The organism is Microcoleus sp. A6-C6 (genome assembly GCF_036705955.1).
Lineage (GTDB): Bacteria > Cyanobacteriota > Cyanobacteriia > Cyanobacteriales > Microcoleaceae > Microcoleus.
This window is the reverse complement of record NZ_JAUBVR010000022.1, coordinates 21,465-41,326: the sequence shown is the minus strand read 5'-3', so window position 1 is coordinate 41,326 and position 19,862 is coordinate 21,465. Positions and strand designations below refer to the sequence as shown.

Below are 19,862 nucleotides of genomic sequence, written 5' to 3'. Positions count from 1 at the left end.
TCGCTCCACTCATTGCTTCAAGACTTATGTGGGGCAGGCAAGAATTTAGCTCAACAGACGGGAATCCCCTACATTTACTGAAAACTCAAAACTTGCCCCAGCGCCTCTACCAACTGCTGAAGGTGTGCGAGCTCGTGAGTTGCCATCAGCGAAATCCGAATTCGACTCACGCTGACAGTCGGAGGCCGAATCGCCACAGCAAAAATACCCATCTCCTTGAGTTTGCTGCTAACTGTTAAAGCTGTGGCTGCATCTTTTAACGGCAGACTGAAAATTGGAGAGAGGGAATTGCTAATTGGTAATTGGTGATTGGTAATCGCGCCATATTTAAAAGTTTCAATATTTTGCTGCAACCGCACTCGGCGTTCTGGTTCTTGCTGGACAATTCTCACAGCTTCCAAAGCAGCCGCCGTGTCAGCAGGCGTCAATGCTGTAGTATAAATCCAAGTTGCAGCTCGATTGCGGAGAAAATCAATTAAAGCAGCAGAGCCCGCAACGTAGCCGCCCAAACTTCCCAAAGCTTTGCTAAGCGTGCCAACTTGGATTAGTGGCAATCCCGTACACCCGAAATGTTCGGCGCAACCGGCACCGCTAGCACCGAAAACTCCTGTAGCGTGAGCTTCATCTACTAATACCATACAATTAAATTGCTCGCCCAAACCTAGTAACTGCGGCAGCGGACACAAGTCCCCATCCATGCTGAAGACGCTATCGGTAATAATTAAACACTTGCGGTATTTGGCCCGATTTTGCTCTAGTTTGGCTTTTAAATCTTCAAGATTGCAGTGATTGTACTCTAACGCGGTTGCACCGCTGAGTGTGGCTCCATTTTTCAGGCTCGAATGGTTGTACTTGTCAGATAATATCAAATCGCGCTGGCCGACAACTGATGCGATCGCCCCTAAATTCGCTAAATATCCCGAACTGAATACTAAAGCGTCTTCGGTTTGTTTTAAATTAGCTATAGCCAGTTCTAGCTGTCGGTGCAAATCGCGGTGTCCGCTGAGCAACCTCGAACCCGTCGCGCCCGTACCAAATTCCTGAGTTGCAGCCACAGCCGCTTGAATTAGCCTGTCATCCCCCGCTAGGCCGAGATAATCGTTGCTGGCAAAGTTAATCAGCCGGCGGTTTCCTAATTTTACCGCAGGGCCCGGGCAACTTTCGATCGATTGTGGCGATCGATACCAATCCGCCCGGTGAACTGTGTCGAGGGACTTCTCTATCCAAGCATAAGGGTCTGCGTTCATATTGTTCGGCGATCGGGTAATAAGTTATATTAGCGGGTGATCAGTTCCTCCGCATCACCAAAGCATATGCCACTCACTAAAAAATACAGATTAGTCACCCGCAGCGATTTTGACGGTCTTGTCTGTGCCGTTTTGCTCAAAGAACTCGATTTGATCGACGAGATTAAATTCGTGCATCCTAAAGATATGCAAGACGGAAAAATCGACATAACAAATAACGATATTAGCACCAATTTACCCTATGTTGAGGGAGTGCATCTAGCTTTCGATCACCATTTCAGCGAAACTCTCAGACACGACAAAATCAAAATCAACCACATCATCGACCCCTATGCAGCTTCAGCAGCTAGGGTACTCTACAAATATTATGGAAGCAAAGCAAAGTTTCCTACTATTTCCGAGGCGATGATGGCGGCAGTTGACAAATCAGATTCCGCTCAATTTGCCCAAGAAGAGGTTTTGCATCCGCAAGAGTGGGTACTGTTAAACTTTTTAATGGACGCCCGCACCGGGTTGGGCAGGTTTAAAGAATTTACGGTTTCCAATTATCAGTTAATGATGGAGTTAATCGATTACTGCAAAAATCATACCATCGATCAAATATTGCAGCTTCCTGATGTGAAAGAAAGAGTAGACCTCTACTTCGAGCAATCAGAAAAATTTCAAGACCAAATACAGCGCTGCGCCAAAGTTTATGGTAATTTAGTTGTTTTGGATTTGCGCAACGAAGATGTGATTTATGCAGGGAATCGTTTTGTACTTTACGCTTTGTTCCCGGAGTGCAATATATCGATTCACGCACTGTGGGGACTGAAAAAACAAAATACTGTTTTCGCAGTTGGCAAATCAATCTTTAACAAAACTTCTCAAACTAATATTGGGGAGTTAATGTTAAGATATGGCGGCGGCGGGCACCGGAATGCTGGAACTTGTCAGATTGAAAACGATCAAGCTAGTAAAGTTTTGAAAGAGTTAATTGCCCAGATTGAACAAAATCGTTAAATTAGCTTGATATTTTTTGCATTCAGGACTTGAGTCTTTGATTATTTAAATTTTCAGGACTGAAGTCCTTAGTACAAAAGGGAGTTTTCAGGACTGAAGTCCTTAGTACAAACGGGAGTTTTCAGGACTAAAGTCCTTACTACAAACAGGAGTTTAGTCCTCAAGGTTTTGAGGTTGCGCGTTCGGGGTATTGAGATTTTCTGCACTCTTGCCTTTGACTGGCGACAAATGGTCTACTAAACCCATATCAAAAGCCACATCTGGTAAATCAGCGGCGTTATAATTTCCTGGTTCAAACAATCGCCCAGGAGTAAAACAAGGCTGCTTCAATCTTACCACTTCGCTAGGTGAAAACATTCCCCTAAACATTTTGCGTTCGAGTCCCATATTTCCGCTCCTAAAACAACTCTCGCATCAATCTTAGCAATTTTTTGCCCGTAGCTTCCCAATTAAACAAATCCGCCGTCTCTCTAGCTTTTTGAGCTATCTCAAAACGCATCGGATCTTCAATAATTTTTCGCAATTGCTCGCGAACAGACTGAACATTTGGTTCTGCCCAATGAGGAGCATTTCTGATTTTCAGATACTGAGTATCGTAACACTCTCCGACGGGAATTAGATCGTAAGCAATGGGATAGCAGTTAGTAGTATTGGCGTAGTCCGTCGGGCCTCCGTACAGAGTCATGGCGACGGGTAAACCCGCAGCAAAGGCATCCAAAATTTTAATCGCAAAACCTTCGCCGCGAAAGGGAGCTAAAACAGCATCGGCTGATAAGTATAAATCAGCTAGTTCTGCTTTGGTAAAAAATTTAGGTTTTACGTAAACTTTTGGCTTTAACTTGCCGAATTGCTTTTCGATATTTACGAGATGTTCCACTATGACATCAGGATTTTTGCCGCCATCTTTGATAATTAACTCTACGTTGGCATCATCTTTAAACTCTTGATAAAATGCTTGAATGGCGAGGTCGGTGCCAAATCTATACAAATCGTAAGAATTGGTCATGTGCAGAATAGATTTTATATTTTTTTGGGTTTTGTGCGGTTTGGGAGAATACAGTTGCGAGATTAAAGGATTGAAACCTAAAGGTACGACTGAGACTTTTTGGGCGGGACAGCCAGCTTTGATTAAAACGTTTTTAGAATATTCGCTTACTGCTAAAATGTGGGATGAATTGTTGACTGCATCGTAAATCCAGTAATCATGATCATCATTGTTTTTGGCGAATTCGTAATTAATGGCAAAAAATTCTAAGTTGAGATGTCCGTTGAGTTCTTTTAAAAAGTAAGGTTTCCAGTAATGAGACCATTTTATCTGAAATAAATCTGAGGGTACGGTGTTCATCCACTTCGCTAGCAGGTGGTTTTCTTCGGCTGTGGAATTGCGGGTGATGTGAGAGGCGATTTCTGAGGGTTCGACTGAAATAGGAATTCCCATTTTGTCTAAGGTTTTCGCCAGTGATAGGGTGATGTCGGCGAAGGAATTAAAATTTTGAAAGCCGACGTTAAAGTGAACCATAATGAAGGAAGAAGGAAGAAGGAAGAGGGAAGAAGGAAGAGGGAAGAAGGAAGAGGGAAGAAGTTAGTTATTGTAGGGTGCGTAGTGAACCATAATGAAGGAAGAAGGAAGAAGGAAGAAGGAAGAAGGAAGAGGGAAGAAGGAAGAAGGAAGAAGGAAGAGGGAAGAAGGAAGAGGGAAGAAGGAAGAAGGAAGAGGGAAGAAGTTAGTTATTGTAGGGTGCGTCAGGTCAGAATATGACGACCACCTACTCAAGAATTTACCCCGCTAAGCACCCTACGGTTAGCTACAAAATCAATCGGTGCGCAGTGCACACCCTACAAACTTTAATCCCCGATCGCAAATCGCAAATGGTATGATTTTTCTAGGATGCCGATCGCACTAAAATAACTGTACAGTCGCACCCGCGCGCCACTGCTTCCGGGATGTTCCCGTGAATTACCTGTTTCAGTAGCCCTTCGCGACTCGCTCCTAACACGATCGCATCGCACTGATCGTTCTGAGCCTGATCGATTAAAGCATCAGAAACCGATTTAGCGCAAACCGTAGTCGCGATTACCGAACAGCTAACCCTGCGCTGGATAAACTCCGCTGCTTGCTTTAATTCGTCGCGCGAGGGTTCTGTAACTGAAGGCTGGTGAACTTGACACAATTTAATCTCCGGTAGAGCACTCGCAGCCACGAAAGCAGGTAGCAATCGCAAAGCCGCGGCTTGTTTGTAACTGCCGCGGATTGGTACTAACCAGCGCTGTAAACCCATCAGCGTATGCAACCCCAATTCCTCGGTGTGAATGTTGGAATATGGTGCGGGAGATTCTGCTATTTGGGATTCGGGATTTTCTGGGAGGTTGTTGTCGATCGAATCAGCAGACTCTTTCCTCAATGCTTCGCCCCTAACTTGTCCCTTTTGTCCCCAGTCACCTGTCTTACCTTTGAGTAATAACTTGTCACTCCACTTCACCAAAATTACCTCGCAGCCAGCTTGCCGAATTACAGTATCTACCACATCGCCAAAAATGCGTCCAGTTGTGGATAATTCGCCTTGCCAGCCCATCAAAATTAAATCTATATGTCGCTCCTTAATCGTCTCCAAAATCGCGTTAGGCACGTCGTGAGCTACCCGTATTTGGGTGTGTACTGGCAAGTTCCAAGTGCGAATAATTCGCTCGGCTTGTTGCAGGAGGCGACGGCTTTTTGTAGTCCGCACTGCGCTTTCGGAGGGGGAACTGTTGCGCGGTACTAAGATGATTTGCAGGCATTCTAATTCGTAATTGCGATCGCGCGCAATGGCCGCCGCCAGCCGCAGCAAAGCCGGCGCTGTTTGCGGGTTGGAAAGTGGCACTAACAGCCTGCCGTTGCCGACTTGGGGAGCTTTGGTTTGATACACTACATAGGATGGTTCTGGATGCGGGCCCTGGGTTGCTTCTCCGCTGAGGCGATCGGATTCAACTCGGATAATGTCGCTGCGAGTAATAATTCCCACCAAATGGCGGCCTTCTACTACCGGCAAGCGGCTGAGATGGTAGTTGTTGAGCCTGTACAAAACCTCGCTTAAAGTATCGGTTGCTTTTACCGTAATTGGCTGTACAGTCATAAATTCTTTTAGCAGGGAGTTGCCGGAAAAATTGCGATTGCTGGCATTTGCCAAATCGGTTTGACTGACAATTCCCACTAATTTACCGCCGTCTACTACTGGAAATCCTCGGTGGTGCGATCGCGAAAAAGCCTGCATCACTTCCTCCAAAGTCAGCAGGCTCGAAAGAGTTTCAACTCGGCGCTGCATAACGTCGTTTGCGTGCAAGTCGCTCAAAGTATTGCTGGCAGCTTTTACCTGCGTCAGTTGAATGCCGTTAAACTCCAAAAGGTGACTGTACAACGAGCCGCTGTCTACCTTTTCTGCGACTAAATAAGCAACAACAGAACAGATCATCAAAGGTAGCACTAATTTGAAATCCGCCGTAATTTCAAACACAATTACTACCGCAGTAATCGGAGCCCTCGAAACCGCGCAAAAAAAACCTCCCATTCCCGCCAAAGCATAGGTTGTTGGCAAACCAACACCAAGGGAATTTTCTTGCAAAATCCCCACTAGCTGACCCAGGGCAGAACCCATAACTAAGGAAGGAGAAAACAATCCTCCCGGAGCTCCAGAAGCAGCGGAAATAATTGTCAGAAAAAAATGAGCGGTAAAAGCAGTTAAACTCGTTGTAGCGTTGGCTTCGCCAGTCAGCAAAAACTCCCGCAAACCTGTATTGTTCCGAAAAGTTTCTGGCAAAAAAGCTATTACTGAACCGCAGATTATACCAGCTAGAGCAATTCGCACTGGCAAGGACAATTTGAGGGTTCGTTTGTTAAAGTTTAAGCTAGCAACAATCCCTTTGCTAAACAAAGCTCCGAAAATTCCCGCTAGAACTCCTAACAGTATGTAAAACGGAATTTCGGAAATTTGAAAACTTATTGGGTACTCGCGCAGGTTCAAGTTTAAACTATCGCCGCCCAAAAGTTGCGAAACAACTGCACCAATAAATGAAGCGATGATTGCAGTCCCTAATGTCAATCCCGAAACATCCTGCAAAAGTTCTTCAACTACAAACAAAACTCCCGCAATGGGAGCATTGAAACCCGCAGCTAATCCCGCCGCTGCACCGCAAGCAATCAATTGTCTGCGGTAGTCTGGGGAAGTAGGCATTAAGTGACCAATCCAGCCTGCTAAAGATGCTCCTATTTGCACGGTGGGGCCTTGTCTTCCTAAAGATAAACCGGAACCAACTGCTAAAATAGTGGTGAGCAGTTTGGCGACAGCTACTCGTAAATCTAAGGCAAGATTGACACCGCCGAGGGCAGCTTTGACGTGAGGAATGCCACTTCCGGCAGTTTCGGGAGCCAAACGTTCTACCAACAAACCTGTTAGGAACCCGCCTACTAATCCGACGCTGGGGAGTAATATCCAAACTGGAATTAATGTGGAGCTAGCTACTCGCCAACTGCCGAGCCATCCGACTCCTGACTTGAGCAAAACGCCTGCGATTCCGGCGACTAAGCCAATCAGACAAGCTTCAAAAATGGCGAGCCGTCTCGGTCTTAAAAATAGTTGAGATTTGATGACCCTGGAAGGTTCCCTAAATTGTTTAGGGATAGTAATGTACGGCATAAATAGCGTTTATTGCCTGCAAATTTCCTGCTCGGTTAGAGTTTAGCAAGAAATCGCTTGATTTGGGAAAATGCAACGAATTTAATCGCGAAATTACTATTTGATCACTCTAATTTTGATTTCCAAAGTTCTAGAGAGCAAAATAATTTAGATTAATTTAACTTTCATAAAGGCGATCGCCCTAAATGTAGTTTTTTAAGACTTGACAATTTTACCTGAATATGGTGCACAGCGCGATTGCCAGTAGATAATTTTATGTGGCAAATCCGTCGGGCAGCCGTTCTCAACTATAATCTGCATCTGTGCTGTGGGGGATACTTTGACTCGCCCCTGCTGTTGAAAAGAGAATTAAGTCGCTACAAGTTGAACGATCTTTAGCTAGCGGGCGGTTAAACAAGCAACAAGCATAATGTTTGTCGGGCGGGTGCGCGCATATTTCTAACATCAAAGTTGTGAACTTGCGTAACCGGCACTCGCCCGGAGTTATAGAAATTTATTGGATTCTTCTAATTATGTTTAATGTTTTTTCGTAGCTATCTGTGTTTCCTTGTTGCTGATACAAGTTGGCGGCTTTTTGGAAATCTTGTATCGCACCAGGCTTGTCTCCTAAGTCATAGCGGATAACTCCCCGATTGTAGTAAGCAGACGCATAGTTGGGGTTAATTTTCACGGCTTCGCTGTAATCTTCGATCGCACCCTGCTTGTCTCCTAATCTCGATCGGGTAACACCCCGATTGTAGTAGGTATTATCACTATTGGGGTCAATTTTTAAGGATCGATCGTAATCGGCGATCGCGCCCTGCTTGTCTCCTAAGTCATCGCGAGCATTACCCCGGTTTGTGTAAGCAGACGCATAGTTGGGGTTAATTTTCAAGGCTTCGTTGAAATCGGCGAGAGCAGCCTGCTTGTCTCCTAATATATAGCGAGCATAACCCCGCTCGTTGTAGGCTAACGCATCGTTGGGCTTAATTTTCAGGGCTTCGCTGTAATCGGCGATCGCACCTTGATTGTCTCCTAACCTCACTCGGATAACACCCCGGTGGTAGTAGGCTGAGCCATTGTTGGGGTTAATTTTCAGGGCTGCGCTGTAATCGGCGATCGCACCTTCATAGTCTCTTAACCTCGATCGGGTAACACCCCGGTTGTAATAGGCTGAGCCATTGTTGGGGTCAATTTTTAGGGCTCGATCGTAATCGGCGATCGCACCCTGTCTGTCTCCTGAGTCATCGCGGGCATTACCCCGGTTAACGTAGGCATCAACATAATTAGGATTAAGCTGAATTGCTCGATCGAAAGCCTCTATAGCACCTTGATAATCTCGTTTGTTGTACTTCTCCACACCCTGATTATAAAACTCCTCGGCTGTGGGTTCTGCCGCCACAAGCTTCCTCGCAACCTCAACTCCCAAATCTACCTTTGCTGAAGCCAACAATCTCAAATTTGAATTAATCGCAATTTCCCCTAAAATTTTGTGACTTTCCGCATAACTTGGTTGACAATTTATCAAACTTGTGGTAGTCGAAACAACTAATCCCGTCAACAATCCGGTCAATATTTGGCAATTCATAGTAATCTCCACATTTTTATAATTTTAAACAACTATTTTGACATCAATCTGCGGTTATTTAGGCGATCGCCTCCACCAACGTTTTCAAATCCGGCACTTCTAAATCTGGTCGGGCGCTGAAATCGAGTTCGCGGCCCGACAGCAATTGTCTCAAGACTGGCAATATGCCGCTTTCCCAATCAATCGGAGTACCGTAGCAATCAAAACTCACAACTTCAAATTGATTAAAATCTAACATCTGTCATTGCTCCTATTGTATCGAGAACGATCCGCTCCGTCTAGAAACCGGATTTTTATATCGTGTCCGATCGATTAATCCGTAGCGCGTAAGGTTCGTAGTGCGGACAACCGTCCGCTATTAAACCGAGGACTCCAAAACCCACTACAACCGGACATAATATTACAGAAATTAAAAATTATAAACCCGTCTTTCGCCAAAGTCGCCGCTTTTTGATCACCCATTCCTAAGTCATGTTTATCCTATTCTACGGTTGATATTCAGCAAAAATCTCAATTTTTCCGACAATATGGCGATTAAAATCTGCCAACTCTTCTGCTGGAATCCAATACTCTTGGTGAATCGAATTGCCGACAGTTTGGACGGGATATTCATTCAAAAATTCAGCCAAAACTCGAAACTGGGTTACATAGCCAAAATATCCCGATGCTGCATCTTTGGTATTCCAATCTCGCGCAATTTTTATAGCATAAGCTTTGTGAAGTACGGGATAAAAAATAGGCTGAAAAGACAGTCGCGGCGGAAATGCCATAAAATCGCTTTCTTTAATTAATTCCATTTCTTTTTTCCCGACTGCTCTAAACAGCGTTACCGTCTCTTTATCTGATATGTTTATATTCTTAAACCAATCTTTCCAACCGTCCCAATTGTGAACTATTTTAGCCAGTTCAGTATAACCAGGGGCGCGGGGATGGGAACCGTCATTTTCGGCAAGTTCTTTGAGCCAAATTTCTGATTTTTCCAGGGGGGTACAAATATCTAAATAAGGCACGTTTAATTCGCTGCAAACTTGGGAGAAGTGTTGGGATAAATTAGCTATTCTGATTGTGCGCTCCACATCAACAACTGGCGGCGGCCCGATCATTAAAACTGGTACTCTTTCTTTGGCAGAGGTCAGAATATAGCGGAGGTTTTCCAGAGATTTTTCCAGTGCTACGCGAGGTTTTCCGTTTTCAAAGTAAGTGTCGTTGACGCCAAACGAAAATACTATTCTGCCGTCGCAGTAGTGAGGCAAGCGACAAGAAATTTCGCTGAACAATCGAGTTTCTATATCGGTACTGGTTTCTCCCCGCACTCCTAAATTATAGTAGGTAATATCCTGTCTTTGCCCGCTGGCGGCTGCGCAAATTCGTCCTGTCCAACCAAGATATTTGGGATCGCCCGTACCATTGACAAAGGAGTCGCCGATAAAACAAATACGCATATTATATGGGGGAATTGGGAATTGGAAATTGGGAATTGGAAATTGGGAATTGGGAATTGGGCATCGGGCATCGGGCATCGGGCATCGGGCATTTGTTATATCAATTCCGGTTGCACCGTCAGGTGATTGTTGACTGTTGACTCGGTGTCGAAAAACTTAGTTATGATTTACTGTTAACTGTAGTCCTACAACAAGTAACCACTAATTACTAACTACTCACTATTTACCAATTACCAATGCCCGATGCCCTGTTTACCCTGTTTGGTCGATGAATTTAGTTTTTACCGGTGACGGACAATCCCTCTACAATTACAGATGGTGTGTGGCAAGAACCGTTCCACTCGGAGTCTCCTCCTAATTCTACTAATTGTTTGAGGACGCTGTAGACGTTTCCGGCTACCATTGTGTCTTTGATTCTGCCGACTATTTGACCTTTTTTGACTCGGTAGCCGAGATCGACGTTAATCGAAAAGTCGCCGGAAATTCCGGCACTGCCACCGAGCATTTGATCGATGACTATTCCGTCGTCTAATTGAGCGATTAAATCAATTAACGATCGCTCTCCTGGTTTAATTAAAACATTAAACAAACTCGGCGTGGGATAGCTGCCCAAACCGGGGCGAAATCCGTTGCCGGTGGTGCCGCTTCCCAAGGCTCGACCGGTGGTGCGATCGGTATAAAATAGCTGTAATACTCCGCTGTTGATAAAGACGATCGCCCTTGTGGGAGTGCCTTCGTCATCAAAAGGACAGCTATAGGGCCCGATATCCGGCTGCTGCGAGAGAGTGACAAGGGGTGAAGTCACTTGTTCGCCCAATCGATCGCTCCAAGGAGAAGCGCCTTCGACTACCTGTTTGCCATTCAACGCCGCACAGACAGTCCCCCACAGCAAATCAGCGGCTTTGGCTGTAAACAGTACCGGCACGCGCCCGGTGGCTGGGGCTACATTTTCTTTCGCCCATTCCAAACGCTGCAAAACCCGCTTAGCGCTGGTGGTTAAGTCGAGGGTGCCGCGTTCGGTTTCGCCATCCCAAATGTTGAGGAAATCTTCGCCACGCACTAATTCTGCTGACAAGTAACCGCTGAGGGTGGTGTCGGTGTGACTCGAATCCAAGCCTAGTGTGTTCAGTAAGCGGGTGCTTTCGATTTCGCAGTCGAGTTCGGCGGTACAGAGGCTTTCGGGATAGGCTTCGCGGACGATCGCGATCGCCTCCTTTCCCCAGTTTACTAGCTGTTCGGCTGGGACTGACACTCCGCGATCGGGATAAACAACTTTCTCACCGGTGCCGAGTTCGATGGTTTCCGGTTCGTTGAGTTGCGAAAGTGCGATCGCGCGATCGACCAAAATCTGCGGTTCCACCGGCCCGTAGGCCACCGCCAAACCCGGCCGCCCGTCCCGCCACAGCCGCAGCGCAATGCCTTCTGCTTGGGCTGTTTCTAGCTGTTTGAGGCGGTTTGCTTCAAAAAAGACCGGCCGCGAGAGCGATTGCGATTCCAATACCTCAGCAGCTTCGGCACCTGCTTTGGTGGCTAGTTCTAGCAGTTGTTCTGCTGATTGGTGATTGGTCATTATAGTAGTTGACAGTTGACAGTTGACAGTTGACAGTTGGCAGTTGGCAGTTGACAGTTGGTAGTTGGTAGTTGGTAGTTGACAGTTGACAGTTGGTAGTTGGTAGTTGAGAGTTGGTAGTTGGTAGTTGACAGTTGACAGTTGGTAGTTGTCATTGGAAGCAATTACCAATTTACCAATTACCAATTACCAATTACCAATTACCAATTTACCAATTACCGATTACCAATTTTTTGCGATCGATGCCAGAGCGGTTATTCACCAGCGATCGACTAAATAGTTAGTTCGTGCAGCAGCCAAAATCCTGCAAAAGATTCCGATTGTGGATTCGACTGAATTGCTAAGAAATGTACTTGTTTTGCTTGCTTTTTCGCGGCTTCAAATCCTTTCGCTTCTTTCTCAGTTGCTGCGTCTCTGAGATTAGCTATAATCCAGCGATCGTTAGCTCCCGTATCTAATACCAGCCTAGGGAGCTCGCGGGTGTCAAATTTGAGAAAAGCCAATTCCAAACCCGACATCCAACCTGCTAAAGCCGTTGCTCTCGATGAGTAGATGATTAATCCTGGAATTTGTGTTTCCGGGGCGAGGCGTGTCATCGGGAGCCCGAAAGCTTCGCCAAATCCAATATCCCACTCGGACATTTCATCAAAAGCTGCGATCGGCAAACTCACAAACGCCCATTTTTCGCCGATTAAGGCGTCCGGCAACGCTACGGGCGTTTCGGGTACAAATTGAACGCTCTGGATCACAACCGGCTGATAGCCCGGTTCGGCGGGATAAACGTCTTGCATCCGTTCTTCCAGCCACAGGCTGAGGGCGAGGGTGCGGCGACTGGAAGCGACGGGAATATCCAATTCCTCGCAGGCTTTGGTAATCATGTTCGCCATTTGGCGGCGAAAAAAGCGGATTTTTTCGGGTGGTTTCGGTGCAGAGGCGATCGCATCTTTAATTGCACCAGCCAGCCACAGGGAATTCACGGTTGTACTCGGGCAGAATTGCGAGTAGCGAAACAGAGATTCTGCCTTGTCGCCTACATTCAGCGGGCTTTCGCAAATCAACACTTCCCATTTTTTTTTCTCTCGCTCGTCTAGGATTGGACGGCTGTAAAAATCGAGTTCCCAAATAGTAGCCATGCCGCGCTGTTAAAAATTAATCCTTTCTCATATTACCGGACAGCGGGCAGGTTTCTGATGAGTGAGAATTTAAGACTGATTTTTGCTCGCGGGCGATTTCCTACCCGATAGCTCCGCCGCGCGTACTTTCCCCCAAATTGCCCTTCTCCCTTGCGGCTTCCCCTGCAATTTTCGGCAGCAGCCCACAACCGGACACATTAGCAATTCCTCGCAGAACAATGTCGCAGCAATCTCAACCTGCGATGTTTGTTAAACTTGTGCAAGCTTGGGAAAACAAACAGTATAGCTTGATTTTATGAGACAAATCATGCTCGAAAATATTGTTTCTACCCTAATTGTCACAATTTGACGCTTTTACCATTACTCGAAATGTTGGCCATGATTTACTGTCCCCACAGATCCGACTTTAAACTCAAATATTTCAGCCGAGATTTTATGGCATAAATAGTCGATCGCACCGCACCACTTTTCTGCATTACCAATCTACAAGATTTGCCAGCAAAACACCAAACAGCAGAGGCGATTTTTGCCGAAACCTTACCGCTTGCAGAAAAGCTGATTCACAACCATCCAAATCAACCCAATTAACAGCCGCCCTAAAAATCAATCCGCCTGCATCAGCGTTCATTAGCGTTCATCAGCGGTTAAAATTAAAAATCAACAAACATCCGCAACTTCCAATCTCATGACAAAACTCAGCGTCAACATCAACAGAATCGCCCTCCTGAGAAACTCTCGAAACATCGGCATCCCCAGCGTTACCGAAGCCGCAAAAACAGTAATTGCCGCCGGAGCTCACGGCGTTACAGTCCATCCCCGCCCCGACGAAAGACACATCAAAGCTGCCGATGTTTACGACTTAGCCAAAATGCTAACTGTCGAGTTCAACATCGAAGGAAATCCGTTTCAGCCGCCATTTATGGATATAGTTTGCGATGTGAAACCGGCTCAGTGTACCTTAGTGCCGGACGCTCCAGACGTGCTAACATCCGATAGCGGTTGGAATATTCCCGAAAATCGCGATCGGCTGTTACCAATTATTCAAAAATTAAAAGACAACGGCATCAGAGTCAGCCTGTTTATGAACGCAGATGCTGCTCTTATGCCCCTAGCAAAAGAAGTTGGAGCCGATCGCGTAGAACTGTACACGGAACCCTACGCAACTGCTTTTCGTGAAGGCAATGTAGAATCTGTTTTTCAACAGTATGTCTTAGCAGCTCAAGCCGCTCAATCTGTCGGTTTGGGAGTGAATGCCGGACACGATTTAAATTTAGACAATTTAGCTAAGTTTTGCTCGATTCCTGATATACTAGAAGTCTCGATCGGTCACGCTTTAATTGCCGAAGCGCTAGAAATGGGATTATCCAACACGGTACAAGCTTATCTAAAAATTCTCTCTGGTTCGTAGTAAAAATAAACCTGGCTTGGCAGGGCGGGTTTGGCATCGGTAAACTCGTTTTTATTACATATCCTTGCCTTACCCGGCCCTATAGTACAAGATTGGGACTAAGGTCAAAAAGTGGTTTGACACGCTACCCATAGGATAAGGTGCGGTGTGCATCGCCCTACAAGCCGATCGCCCTCGCACCAGTTAAAAGTAGAGGCCGTAACCCCCGCTGGGTTAAGGGTCGTTTTCTGGTAGCAAAGCCTCTCTTGGAACCCAGACACCGCGTTTTTGGGTTGTTGGCATTTTTTGAGCAAGCTTTTGGGAAAAAGCTTGAATTTTTGACCAAATTACTAGGACGATCCGATGATATTATGGGTAGGGAATATGATGGAAATGTCCGATCGACCCAGGCTACTATTTAGCTTCGGCAGGGCAATTTACTACCGCGAATTTTTGTGAAATTACGAAATATTTAGCTGTATCCTCTATGCTGATCAAGCCGATCGCGCGATCGGCAGATTTAATCCGGTGCAAACAGCACCACACAAGTAAACATATACAACTGATTACCTTTGGCAAGCGTGACATGAAAAAACTAATTTTACTGACTGGAATGCTACTCATGATGACGGCAAAATCAGTATTTGCCAGCCCTGTAGCCCCAAAAATTGCACCGGGCGATCGGATGGCTGCCTCGGAAATTACACAAACCGTTAATAAACCCGCTACTTCTGCCCTAGTTGCCAACCTAGAACCGATCGAGCCAACGTCAGCTACCTCTGCCCCAGTTGCCAAGCTAGAACCCATCGAGCGAATGTCAACCTCAGAAATTCGAGCCACCATCAACAAACCAACCACCTATATTTTTGAAGGCATCAAAGGGCGAGAACTCACTCTCTCGCTGTGGGCGGGACAACTGACAGCCGAACTGTACAGCCCCAACGGCGAGAATCTGGGAGTTATTGAAAAAAGCGACAATCAGTGGATCGGCCAATTGCCAGAGTCCGGGATTTACCGCGTGCGAGTTACCCCGAAAGGTGAGACTAGCAGCTTCGTGATCGGACGCGACTTTAACGCTAAGTGGACTTATAGGCCCGATCGCGCAATTCCCATAGCATACGGGGAAACAGAAGCCACAGTTAGGCTCAAAATGTCCGGCTACCAAATCCAACCCCTGACAGTTCCAGGAAAACAGGGACAGACAATCAGGGTGAGTGCTAGCAACAAAAATCTCGATGTGGCGATCGAATCTCCGTCGGGACAACTCCTGGATCAAGGCGCAGGTCAAACTTTTGCTCAACTCCCGGAGTCCGGTACCTACAAGGTACTAATAGTTGCCAACAGGCCGGTCAAGCCCTCCATCAGAGTTTCTGTGCAATAGCAAAGATTGCAAAAACACTGTTGAGGGCGATCGAATTTCCGTCGCCCATCCACAAAAGTTCGCCCGAAACGCGAGCTTTTTTTTGCGTACATAGCAATTATATTTGATTTGTAAATCAGATTTTTTTAACCGCAGAGGGCGCAGAGGGCGCAGAGGAACTAGAAAAGAGAGAAAGAGGGAGAGAAAGATGTTCACAATTTAACGCGATTAGATAATAGCGTTAATTGATTGTACAACTCCTGACGACGCGCTATAGCAACCACCAAGAAGGTTAGGAAGTTCCTTAATTGCTTCTTCTTCCCTCTTCCTTCTTCCTTCTTCCCTCTTCCTTCTTCCCTCTTCCTTCTTCCTTCTTCCTTCTTCCTTCTTCCTTCTTCCTTCTTCCTTCTTCCTTCTCAACCTTGAATCAGATCTGCAAAACGTTCTTGTTTCCAAATGCAGCTTAAATCAGAGTCAGCTAAAGCTAGTTCTCGGTATAAATTAGGCATAAACTCCACAGCCCGCTGCAAATTGTCAAGGGCCAAATCTGCAAACCCCAACAGTGCATAACAGCAAGCTTGATTGTAAAAAGCGTTAGCAAAATCAGGATTGATTTCTAAGGCAGTTTCGTAGCAAACGATCGCCTCTGAATAGCTACCTTGTCGCGCCAATTCCACACCCCGATTGTACCAAATCAAATAATCCTCAAAGGCACACTCAGATGTAGGAGTGAACTTGGCATTTTTCTGATTTAAACCTACTAATTTTCCCAAAGCAACTCGACGCTCTCCCACAGCTTCGGCTCTGCCCGGTTTCAGAACGATCGATCGGCTAAAACTAGCCACTGCTTGTTTGTAAAGTCCCATTGAGTTAGCAACTAGACCACGATTGTACCAAGCGTTCGCATCGTCTGGGTTAAACTCGATCGCGCGATCGAAACTGTTGAGCGCCTGATGGTAAAGTTTCAATTCCAACAGAGCATTACCTCGGTTGTACCAAGCCCAAGCAGCCTCCGGGTGCAAACTTAAAGAGCGATCGAAACTCAGAACCGCCTTATGGTAAAGCCCCATATCGATCAGCGTCAGTCCCCGGTTGTGCCAAATACTCGGCGAGCATGGGTTAAACTCCAGAGCCCTGTCAAAACTGTTGAGCGCCTCCAAAGGGCGGCCCAACTTTCCTAAAGCAATAGCCCGGTTGTGCCAGCCAAAGCTCGCATTCGGCTCCACAGCCAAGGCCTCATCAAAACTTTTCAGGGCATCTAAGTGCCGTTCTAAGTTCCCCAAAGCCATACCTCGCCCGAACCAAGCCTTATAATGATCCGATTGCAACTTCACCGCTCTGTCAAAATTCGCCAGAGCACTATCATGATCGTTAGCTTCGAGGTGGCGCGAACCGAGATGGTAATACCAAGCCGCTTCCAAGTTTTGAATTAAGTTCATAATATCTCGCATCTATCTTAGGGATGATTCTACATGAAACAATGCCCGGAGTTAAACTGTAATTTCACTAAAATTCTGAAAATTTTGATACAGGGCGATCGCCCGTACAAACTGTCAGTAACAACCTCAACAATTGGCGATCGAAACTAACTATTTTCCTCTCATGAAATGCTCTTTCAGCTAACCGCACTCATCGCACTCTTGGATCTGCTGCGAATCTCAGGCTGTGCGTGACAGACACTCCAACTTCTGCTGACTTTCTTCAAGCAACCACAACCGCTGTTTGAGCATGATCGCTCAACAGCAACCTGCCAGAAGCATCAATACTAAAATCCTTCCCCAGCACAAAACCTTTGCCCATCAACCGCTTGCAAACAACCAGCGCCGTAATCCGGCGAATTTCTTCCATCACATCAGCAGGAATCAAATAACTCACACTCCAGATCACCGACTCGCAGTCAGACCAAATCAAGCGTTCAATACTGACAATCATCAAAGCAGCTACACTGTCAACAGACAGCCGCCCTCTGAGATCGGCAATCAAATCTTTACCAATTAAGCTATTGCGAGTCATCATCGCTCTAGTCATCTTCCCAATTTCTTGTTCGAGTTCTAAATGATTCATGCTTGGCACTGGCTGTGATGTTTTTAAAGCGCTAATCGGAGTAAAAACAGTGACTGCTACCAGGCTCTGCCCGATCGCCTAGTTGACGCAGGCTCTACCCCAACTCCTTTTAATAAAGTATACCTAAAGAAAGATAAAAAATGTATCTAAAGGCAGATACTAAAATTTATTTTTTTTGCCATAAATGGATGAACCAATTGCCACAAGAGTTTTTTTATAGCCTTTCTCAGAAAAATGAGGTACGCATATGGCATAGGGCATAGGGCATAGGGGATATGGCATAGGGCATAGGGCATAGGGCATACCTCACCACGCTTGAGAACCGCTATAAGTAGTAAATTGAGTATTTGTACTCGATCGGGCCAGGAGCCAATTCAAAAATTGGTAAATTCGCTACATAATAAGGAAGTAGTTACTTCGGAGAAAAAACAGCAATGGCTGCAAAAGGGCCAGATATCGATATTGCCCTCTATATAGACCACGCCTTGATCGACCCCAGTGCCACCCCAGAGCAAGTAGAAAACTGCTGCCAACAAGCAGAAAGATTTGGGTTTGCCACAGTTTGCGTGTATCCCGCCTACGTGCGACAAGCGGTAAGTCTTCTGCACGGCAGAAAGCCAAAAGTCTCGACTGTTATAGGTTTTCCCACAGGAGCAACCACATCAGCAGTAAAACTGTACGAAGCCCTAGAAGCCGCAGACAATGGAGCCGTGGAGTTAGATGTCTGCGTCAATTTAGGATTGTTGAAAGCTGGAAAAAGTGACGAATTTCACCGGGAATTGGCCGAAATTTGCGAAGAAACCGGACAAACTATCAAAGCGATTATCGAATGCTCGATGCTTTCTGATGAGGAAAAACAATTAGCGGCTGAGCTTTGCATGGAGGCGGGCGCGGCTTACATCAAAACTAACACCGGCTTTTTTGGCGCGGCGACAGTTGAAGACGTGCGGTTGCTGAAGGAAATTACTAAGGGAAGGGTTGGTATTAAAGCCGCTGGAGGAATTCGCACTCACGAACAAGCTGTAGATTTGATCGTGGCTGGTGCAACTCGTTTGGGGACTTCTCGTGGCCCAGAATTAATCCGCCAGCGAGATAATTTAGATAAGAGTCATTAGTCAGTTGACAGTTGATAGTTGACAGTTGACAGTGGGCAGTTGTCATTAGTCCTGCCGTCATTTAACTGGTTCCCAGGCAGAGCCTTGGAACCCATATTTAGAGGCTCTGCCTCGGCAGGGATTAGGAGGCAGAGCCTCCGGATCTGCGTTACCAGGCAGAGCCTGGTAAGGAGTATCTAATAAAAGTTCTGCGTCGTGGACTGTTTTTGCTACTGCCTTTGTAAATCTAAAATCTAAAATCTAAAATCTAAAATCTAGTGACTCGAACTTACAAAGCAACTGGTATCAATCTTAAGAGTGCACCGATCGGCGAATCCGATCGCCTGCTGACAGTTTTGACACGGGAATTCGGCTTAATTAAAGCCGTAGCGCCCGGTGTTCGCAAACAGCGATCGAGCATTGGCGGTAGAAGCGAGTTATTTGTCGTCAACGAATTGCTAATCGCCAAAGGCCGATCGCTCGACAAGATTACCCAAGCTAGCACTGTCGAATCCCATCCGGGTTTGAGCCGCAACCTCGGAAAACTCGCAGCCGCGCAATATCTGGCAGAATTGGCGATCGCCAGCGCCCTTTCCGACGAACCGCAAGAATCACTTTTCTTTTTGCTGGGCGAACACTTGAGCCGTTTAGAGCGTTTGTCCGATCGCACAGAAATCGCATCCGCCGCCGTGCTAGTCGCCCATCTGGCTCAGGGTATTTTTCACTTGTTAGCCCTAGCAGGCCTCGCGCCCCAAGTCCAAGTCTGCTGCGCCACCAGACAACCGATCGTCCCAAATTTCAGCGATCCAAACTGGAAAACCGGGTTTAGTATACCTTCTGGGGGAACCTTCAGCTTGTCCGAGCTAGCTAACTTAGAGGCAGAAATCTCTTCACAAACCGGTAGCTTGTACAGATCCAGCTCCCGTTCCCCGCAAACGAGCGATAGCAAACACTTGACAAATTTCCAGATTAATGCTATAGAATTAGCGGCGTTGCAACAGTTGGGTAGTGCAGAACTAGAAGAGGGGATTACCGATCGCACGGCTTGGATATCAGTAGAAAATATTTTGCGGCAATATGCCCAGTATCATTTAGGTTGCACGATTCGATCGGGAAGCTCGATCGACACCTACTTAGAGAGTTTTGAGTTTTAAATCGGGAATTTTGAGTTAAACAGTGAAACGGGCGATCGCCGATCGCACCCGCCTGGGGGATATCCGAACCTGTAGGTAATTTCATGTAAATTCTCTCTTCTTGTTGCAACACTAGATAATAAATAAAGTTACGAGTTATTAAACTTAGAGGTTAACGCCTCAATTTGAAATT

21 protein-coding genes are annotated in these 19,862 nt (G+C 46.2%); 8 read left to right on the top strand and 13 right to left on the bottom strand.

All coding sequences use genetic code 11. From position 1 onward, the window contains the following. Positions 1-74: 74 nt before the first annotated feature. Positions 75-1,247: an 8-amino-7-oxononanoate synthase gene (gene bioF / locus QUB52_RS11650; RefSeq protein ID WP_332973265.1), complete on the bottom strand. Its 1,173-nt coding sequence runs from the start codon at positions 1,245-1,247 to the stop codon at positions 75-77. Positions 1,248-1,313: 66 nt separating this feature from the next. Here bioF and QUB52_RS11645 point away from each other — a divergent pair, with 66 nt between their 5' ends. Further along, positions 1,314-2,249 (top strand): exopolyphosphatase, encoded by a 936-nt coding sequence (locus tag QUB52_RS11645; RefSeq protein ID WP_265237111.1) that lies wholly within the window; start codon positions 1,314-1,316, stop codon positions 2,247-2,249. Positions 2,250-2,402: 153 nt separating this feature from the next. Here QUB52_RS11645 and QUB52_RS11640 read toward each other — a convergent pair whose 3' ends face one another. Next, entirely contained in the window at positions 2,403-2,636 is a 234-nt protein-coding gene (locus tag QUB52_RS11640) for a hypothetical protein (protein ID WP_265237112.1), read from the bottom strand. Between the two features lie 10 nt (positions 2,637-2,646). Beyond that, positions 2,647-3,768 carry a glycosyltransferase family 4 protein gene (locus tag QUB52_RS11635; RefSeq protein WP_332973264.1) on the bottom strand — a complete coding sequence of 374 codons (1,122 nt, stop codon included), beginning with the start codon at positions 3,766-3,768 and terminating at the stop codon, positions 2,647-2,649. Here QUB52_RS11635 and QUB52_RS11630 point away from each other — a divergent pair. Further along, positions 3,760-4,008 (top strand): hypothetical protein, encoded by a 249-nt coding sequence (locus QUB52_RS11630; RefSeq protein ID WP_332968326.1) that lies wholly within the window; start codon positions 3,760-3,762, stop codon positions 4,006-4,008. The two genes, QUB52_RS11635 and QUB52_RS11630, sit on opposite strands and share 9 nt — an antisense overlap. A 124-nt stretch (positions 4,009-4,132) precedes the next feature. On the opposite strand, the gene QUB52_RS11625 is transcribed toward QUB52_RS11630, so the two are convergent. From QUB52_RS11625 to QUB52_RS11610, 4 genes are all read right to left on the bottom strand, one after another. Beyond that, positions 4,133-6,919 carry a chloride channel protein gene (locus tag QUB52_RS11625; RefSeq protein ID WP_332973263.1) on the bottom strand — a complete coding sequence of 929 codons (2,787 nt, stop codon included), beginning with the start codon at positions 6,917-6,919 and terminating at the stop codon, positions 4,133-4,135. Positions 6,920-7,412: 493 nt separating this feature from the next. Further along, complete coding sequence (locus QUB52_RS11620) at positions 7,413-8,486, bottom strand: tetratricopeptide repeat protein (protein WP_332968330.1); 1,074 nt, start codon at positions 8,484-8,486, stop codon at positions 7,413-7,415. A gap of 58 nt (positions 8,487-8,544) precedes the next feature. Next, entirely contained in the window at positions 8,545-8,724 is a 180-nt protein-coding gene (locus QUB52_RS11615; RefSeq protein ID WP_265237117.1) for a hypothetical protein, read from the bottom strand. Between the two features lie 247 nt (positions 8,725-8,971). Next, on the bottom strand, positions 8,972-9,928 hold the full coding sequence (locus QUB52_RS11610; RefSeq protein WP_265237119.1) for a GDSL-type esterase/lipase family protein: 957 nt from the start codon (positions 9,926-9,928) through the stop codon (positions 8,972-8,974). 5 nt (positions 9,929-9,933) lie between these two features. Here QUB52_RS11610 and QUB52_RS11605 point away from each other — a divergent pair, with 5 nt between their 5' ends. Beyond that, positions 9,934-10,068, top strand: coding sequence for a hypothetical protein (locus QUB52_RS11605; protein ID WP_265237121.1), 135 nt, complete (start codon positions 9,934-9,936; stop codon positions 10,066-10,068). Between the two features lie 134 nt (positions 10,069-10,202). On the opposite strand, the gene QUB52_RS11600 is transcribed toward QUB52_RS11605, so the two are convergent. The 3 genes from QUB52_RS11600 to QUB52_RS11590 all read right to left on the bottom strand — a co-directional run bounded on the left by QUB52_RS11600 (position 10,203) and on the right by QUB52_RS11590 (position 13,259). Then, positions 10,203-11,498: a TldD/PmbA family protein gene (locus QUB52_RS11600; protein WP_332973288.1), complete on the bottom strand. Its 1,296-nt coding sequence runs from the start codon at positions 11,496-11,498 to the stop codon at positions 10,203-10,205. Between the two features lie 272 nt (positions 11,499-11,770). Continuing rightward, positions 11,771-12,631, bottom strand: a complete 861-nt coding sequence (locus QUB52_RS11595; RefSeq protein WP_265237811.1) for a Tab2/Atab2 family RNA-binding protein — start codon at positions 12,629-12,631, stop codon at positions 11,771-11,773. A gap of 475 nt (positions 12,632-13,106) precedes the next feature. Next, positions 13,107-13,259, bottom strand: a complete 153-nt coding sequence (locus QUB52_RS11590; protein WP_265237813.1) for a hypothetical protein — start codon at positions 13,257-13,259, stop codon at positions 13,107-13,109. A 57-nt stretch (positions 13,260-13,316) separates the two neighbouring features. Between QUB52_RS11590 and QUB52_RS11585 the strand changes: the two genes are divergently transcribed. From QUB52_RS11585 to QUB52_RS11575, 3 genes are all read left to right on the top strand, one after another. Beyond that, positions 13,317-14,039, top strand: a complete 723-nt coding sequence (locus QUB52_RS11585; protein ID WP_265237815.1) for a pyridoxine 5'-phosphate synthase — start codon at positions 13,317-13,319, stop codon at positions 14,037-14,039. A gap of 140 nt (positions 14,040-14,179) precedes the next feature. Then, the gene (locus QUB52_RS11580; RefSeq protein WP_265237819.1) at positions 14,180-14,440 is read left to right on the top strand and encodes a hypothetical protein; all 261 of its coding nucleotides are present in this window, start codon (positions 14,180-14,182) and stop codon (positions 14,438-14,440) included. Positions 14,441-14,505: 65 nt separating this feature from the next. Next, positions 14,506-15,399 carry a hypothetical protein gene (locus QUB52_RS11575; protein WP_265237821.1) on the top strand — a complete coding sequence of 298 codons (894 nt, stop codon included), beginning with the start codon at positions 14,506-14,508 and terminating at the stop codon, positions 15,397-15,399. Positions 15,400-15,606: 207 nt separating this feature from the next. Here the strand turns inward: QUB52_RS11575 and QUB52_RS11570 are convergent, their stop codons facing one another. The 3 genes from QUB52_RS11570 to QUB52_RS11560 form a co-directional block, all read right to left on the bottom strand. Continuing rightward, positions 15,607-15,798, bottom strand: a complete 192-nt coding sequence (locus tag QUB52_RS11570) for a hypothetical protein (RefSeq protein ID WP_265237823.1) — start codon at positions 15,796-15,798, stop codon at positions 15,607-15,609. Next, the gene (locus tag QUB52_RS11565) at positions 15,795-16,817 is read right to left on the bottom strand and encodes a tetratricopeptide repeat protein (protein ID WP_265237825.1); all 1,023 of its coding nucleotides are present in this window, start codon (positions 16,815-16,817) and stop codon (positions 15,795-15,797) included. The genes QUB52_RS11570 and QUB52_RS11565 overlap by 4 nt, the downstream gene beginning before the upstream one ends. 262 nt (positions 16,818-17,079) lie before the next feature. Further along, the gene (locus QUB52_RS11560) at positions 17,080-17,442 is read right to left on the bottom strand and encodes a hypothetical protein (protein ID WP_265237826.1); all 363 of its coding nucleotides are present in this window, start codon (positions 17,440-17,442) and stop codon (positions 17,080-17,082) included. A 434-nt stretch (positions 17,443-17,876) separates the two neighbouring features. On the opposite strand from QUB52_RS11560, the gene deoC reads away from it, so the two are divergent. After that, positions 17,877-18,557, top strand: coding sequence for a deoxyribose-phosphate aldolase (gene deoC, locus QUB52_RS11555; protein ID WP_332973262.1), 681 nt, complete (start codon positions 17,877-17,879; stop codon positions 18,555-18,557). A gap of 257 nt (positions 18,558-18,814) precedes the next feature. Further along, the gene (recO, locus tag QUB52_RS11550; RefSeq protein WP_332973261.1) at positions 18,815-19,690 is read left to right on the top strand and encodes a DNA repair protein RecO; all 876 of its coding nucleotides are present in this window, start codon (positions 18,815-18,817) and stop codon (positions 19,688-19,690) included. The last annotated feature ends 172 nt before the right edge of the window (positions 19,691-19,862 follow it).

What these genes read in the sequence shown, in the direction of transcription:
- bioF (WP_332973265.1), bottom strand. Translation starts at nt 1,247, where the DNA reads ATGAACGCAGACCCTTATGCTTGGATAGAGAAGTCCCTCGACACAGTT.
- QUB52_RS11645 (WP_265237111.1), top strand. Translation starts at nt 1,314, where the DNA reads ATGCCACTCACTAAAAAATACAGATTAGTCACCCGCAGCGATTTTGAC.
- QUB52_RS11640 (WP_265237112.1), bottom strand. Translation starts at nt 2,636, where the DNA reads ATGGGACTCGAACGCAAAATGTTTAGGGGAATGTTTTCACCTAGCGAA.
- QUB52_RS11635 (WP_332973264.1), bottom strand. Translation starts at nt 3,768, where the DNA reads ATGGTTCACTTTAACGTCGGCTTTCAAAATTTTAATTCCTTCGCCGAC.
- QUB52_RS11625 (WP_332973263.1), bottom strand. Translation starts at nt 6,919, where the DNA reads ATGCCGTACATTACTATCCCTAAACAATTTAGGGAACCTTCCAGGGTC.
- QUB52_RS11620 (WP_332968330.1), bottom strand. Translation starts at nt 8,486, where the DNA reads ATGAATTGCCAAATATTGACCGGATTGTTGACGGGATTAGTTGTTTCG.
- QUB52_RS11615 (WP_265237117.1), bottom strand. Translation starts at nt 8,724, where the DNA reads ATGTTAGATTTTAATCAATTTGAAGTTGTGAGTTTTGATTGCTACGGT.
- QUB52_RS11610 (WP_265237119.1), bottom strand. Translation starts at nt 9,928, where the DNA reads ATGCGTATTTGTTTTATCGGCGACTCCTTTGTCAATGGTACGGGCGAT.
- QUB52_RS11605 (WP_265237121.1), top strand. Translation starts at nt 9,934, where the DNA reads ATGGGGGAATTGGGAATTGGAAATTGGGAATTGGAAATTGGGAATTGG.
- QUB52_RS11600 (WP_332973288.1), bottom strand. Translation starts at nt 11,498, where the DNA reads ATGACCAATCACCAATCAGCAGAACAACTGCTAGAACTAGCCACCAAA.
- QUB52_RS11595 (WP_265237811.1), bottom strand. Translation starts at nt 12,631, where the DNA reads ATGGCTACTATTTGGGAACTCGATTTTTACAGCCGTCCAATCCTAGAC.
- QUB52_RS11590 (WP_265237813.1), bottom strand. Translation starts at nt 13,259, where the DNA reads ATGAACGCTGATGCAGGCGGATTGATTTTTAGGGCGGCTGTTAATTGG.
- QUB52_RS11585 (WP_265237815.1), top strand. Translation starts at nt 13,317, where the DNA reads ATGACAAAACTCAGCGTCAACATCAACAGAATCGCCCTCCTGAGAAAC.
- QUB52_RS11575 (WP_265237821.1), top strand. Translation starts at nt 14,506, where the DNA reads ATGCTGATCAAGCCGATCGCGCGATCGGCAGATTTAATCCGGTGCAAA.
- QUB52_RS11565 (WP_265237825.1), bottom strand. Translation starts at nt 16,817, where the DNA reads ATGAACTTAATTCAAAACTTGGAAGCGGCTTGGTATTACCATCTCGGT.
- QUB52_RS11560 (WP_265237826.1), bottom strand. Translation starts at nt 17,442, where the DNA reads ATGAATCATTTAGAACTCGAACAAGAAATTGGGAAGATGACTAGAGCG.
- deoC (WP_332973262.1), top strand. Translation starts at nt 17,877, where the DNA reads ATGGCTGCAAAAGGGCCAGATATCGATATTGCCCTCTATATAGACCAC.